This window comes from Kitasatospora putterlickiae (assembly GCF_039527695.1).
GTDB lineage: Bacteria > Actinomycetota > Actinomycetes > Streptomycetales > Streptomycetaceae > Kitasatospora > Kitasatospora putterlickiae.
The window spans coordinates 17082-20209 of sequence record NZ_BAAAKJ010000266.1; the positions used below are offsets into that span (position 1 = coordinate 17082).

Genomic DNA, 3128 nt, shown 5'->3' on the forward strand with positions numbered 1-3128 from the left:
ACCCCCGGACCATCGGGGGAAGGGTCAGGCGGCCCGGTCGGCGGCCAGCTGCGCCGCCAACGCCGGGATGCCGAGCGCCTGTTCCTGCTGCGGCGTGGCCTGGTACAGCAGGTTGCTCAGCTGGTAGGGGTCGGCCGCCAGGTCGTAGTACTCACGGAACTTCACCTCGCCGGTGCCGGACACCGTGCCGTTCGCGTCGGTGTGCAGCGCGTAGTACTCGGTGTACTGCTTGTCGGCGGCCACGTACGACGACCAGGTGGGCGGGCCGCCCGCCGCCGTGCCCTGCTTCCACCACTCCACCAGCAGGTGGTTCCTGGTGGCGGTGGTGAGCAGCGAGTGGCCGTCCTGCGGGGTGTCGGGCGTGATGCCGGCGGCGTCGAGGATGGTCGGGGCGACGTCGATGTTGGCGACGATCCGGTGGTCGACGGTGCCCGCGCCGAGGCCGCCGGCCGGCCAGGAGACGTAGAACGGCACCTCGTGCGCCGGGGAGTAGGGCACGGACTTCTTGAGCCAGCCGTGGTCGGCCCAGGTGTAGCCGTTGTCGCCGAGGTAGATGACGAGGGTGTTGTCGAGCTGCCCGAGCGCCACCAGCTTGTCGTGGATCGCCTGCACGGCGTCGTCGACGGAGAGCAGGGCGCGCAGCTGGCGGGTGCGCAGGTCCTGGGCGTCGGCGAGGGTGGCGGTGGCGTTCTGGATGTAGCCGGGCTTGTCGTCGCGGTTGGCCTCGGGCACCGAGGGGCGCCCGTTCCACGGCGGGACGGCGGTGTCCGCGTACTTGGCGGCGGGCACGTTGGGCTCGTGCGAGGCGTACGGGGTGACGTAGGCGAACCAGGGGCGGGTGTCGGTGGCGGCCTGTTCGAGGAAGGCCAGGGTGCGGTTCCTGATGATGTTGGTGGTGTAGCCGGTGAGGGTCTGGACGGTGCCGTTGATGTTCCAGTTGGCGTTGTTGTACGCGGGCTGGAGCAGCGCCCACTCCTCGAAGTGCGGCGGGTTGTCCGCCAGGGTCCAGGAGTTGAGGTACTTGCCGAACAGCCCGGTGCGGTAGCCGGCCTGCTTGAGGTGGCGCTGGACGGTGGTGTGCTGGTCCAGGCTGTGCGAGGCGCCGTTGTTGCGCACGCCGTGGTTGTGGGCGTAGCGGCCGGAGAAGACCGAGGACCGCGAGGGCGCGCAGAGCGGCGTGGTGACGTGGCCGTTGGTGAAGCGGACGCCGTGGCCGGCGATCCAGTCCACGATCTGCGGGGTGGCCCACTCGGTGTGCTTGGGCTGGTCGTCGGTGACGATCAGCAGGATGTTGGGGCGGGTGGCGGCGGCCGCGGGGGTCGCGCCCGCCAGTTGGAGCGTCACCGGGGCCGCCGCGGTGGCGGCCACGGCCGCGGCGCCGGCGAGGAAGCCGCGCCGTCCGACCCGGGGCGAACCGTTCGTTTCCGAATCGCCGTTCTCGCTCATGAATTCCCTCCATGCTTTTCGGTGATTCCTTGCGGGGCCGCGCGGGAAAATCCCACAGGGGGCCCGGGAATCATTCACGGGGAAAGCGGTTCACCGGTCCGCAGGACGTCCGCGCCCGCACCCCGGACAGCATTCACGGGCACGGCGACTCACCGGGGATCCGCTGTGAAGGAACCGGGGCACCTCATCGACCTGCACGAACAGTGCGGGTGCGAGTCACCCCGAGGAGGTCCGACGCGCTGCGACCGGTCCCCGTCCACCCGTCCGGGGACCGCCGCCGGTTCACGCCGGAACGGCCGTACAGAGCGTGCTCGCGAGCCGTCCGAAATCGACGTGCCGGCGAGCAGCCAGGAACTCTCCAGCTGCCATGCGTGCGACTATAGGAGTTCCCGGTGAACGCTGGCAATACCCGGGGGCTTTTGTTTCCGCGTCATGTCGGAATTCCGGCCGCAGGTTTCCCCTCGTCAACGGCCGGGCGCCTCGCCGGCCTTTCCGGCATGATCGCTGCCGCCGGCGTACCGGCCGCCGGCCGGAGCGCGCGCCTCACGTCACGCTGTCGTACAGCTCCTCGATCAGCCGGGTGACGGCCTCCGGTTCGCGCAGCGTCGGGTAGTGGTCGGAGGCGGTGAGCCGCACCAGCCGGCAGCCGGGGATCCGGGCCGCCGTCCGCTCGTTGAACTCCACGACCACCGGCCGGTCCAGCTCCCCGAGCGCCAGCACGGTGGGCGCGGTGATCCCGCCCAGCCGGTCGAAGGCGGCGGGTTCGGCCCGCAGGTACCCGATGCTGGCGAACCAGGCCGGCAGCACGGCCCTCAGGTGCGCGGCGCCGACCGGGTCGGCCTCGGGGGTGCCGCCGCCGGCCTTCCCCCACAGGCCCAGGCCGAGCCGGACGATGCCCTCCAGGTCGCCGGCCTCGGCCAGTCGGCCCATCTGCTGGTACAGCTCGGCGCCGGTGAGGTCGTAGCCACTCACGGCGGGGACGAGCAGGACCAGTCCCGCCACCCGCCGCGGAGCCGTCAGGGCCAGGTCGATCGAGGCGGCCCCGCCGGTGCTGTTGCCCACCAGCACCGCCCGTTCCGCCCCGACGTGGTCGAGGACGGCCAGCAGGTCCCGGAGCTGGGAGTAGGGGACGGTGGGCGCGGGCGAGCGGCCGTAGCCGCGGCAGTCGTAGCGGATCACCCGGTGCCGGGCGGTGAGCGCGGGCAGGACCGGGTCCCAGATCGTGGAGTCCCCGACCCCCGGGTGGACCAGGACGAGCGGCAGCCCGTCCCCGCCCGAGTCGTCCGCCCAGAGCTCGCCGCCTTCGACGGCCACCATGGTCTCCATGGCTCCAGTCTGACGGCCCCGGGGGACGGCACAAGCCCATGAGGCCGCCGCTACCGCCGTCCCCGTGAGCGGCGGACGGCTCGGCCGGCCGGCGTCCGGGGTGCCGTCGAGGCGCGGCCGGTCCTTGCCCGCCTCCCCTCCGGGGCGGGCACGAACACGGGGCGGGCACGAACACGGGGCGGGCGCGGGCACCGGCCGCGGCGGGGAGCTCGTCCGGTCGCTCCGGCGGGACGCGCCGACCGCGGGCCACCGCCCGGAAGCGGGCGAGCGCGGCCGGGTCCCGGGCGCCGACGGCGATCCGGTACGGACCCGGGCTCGCGCCGCGGCGCCCGCGCGGGACCGGAGGACCGGCCGGG

General features: G+C 73.3%; 2 protein-coding genes. Both read right to left on the minus strand.

What is annotated here, in order from left to right:
* Nucleotides 1-24 precede the first annotated feature (24 nt).
* On the minus strand, nt 25-1446 hold the full coding sequence (locus ABD308_RS27035; protein ID WP_344339653.1) for a sulfatase family protein: 1422 nt from the start codon (nt 1444-1446) through the stop codon (nt 25-27).
* Nucleotides 1447-1989: 543 nt separating this feature from the next.
* Nucleotides 1990-2772: an alpha/beta fold hydrolase gene (locus ABD308_RS27040; RefSeq protein ID WP_344339657.1), complete on the minus strand. Its 783-nt coding sequence runs from the start codon at nt 2770-2772 to the stop codon at nt 1990-1992.
* Nucleotides 2773-3128 lie beyond the last annotated feature (356 nt).

What these genes read in the sequence shown, in the direction of transcription:
- ABD308_RS27035 (WP_344339653.1), bottom strand. Translation starts at nt 1,446, where the DNA reads ATGAGCGAGAACGGCGATTCGGAAACGAACGGTTCGCCCCGGGTCGGA.
- ABD308_RS27040 (WP_344339657.1), bottom strand. Translation starts at nt 2,772, where the DNA reads ATGGAGACCATGGTGGCCGTCGAAGGCGGCGAGCTCTGGGCGGACGAC.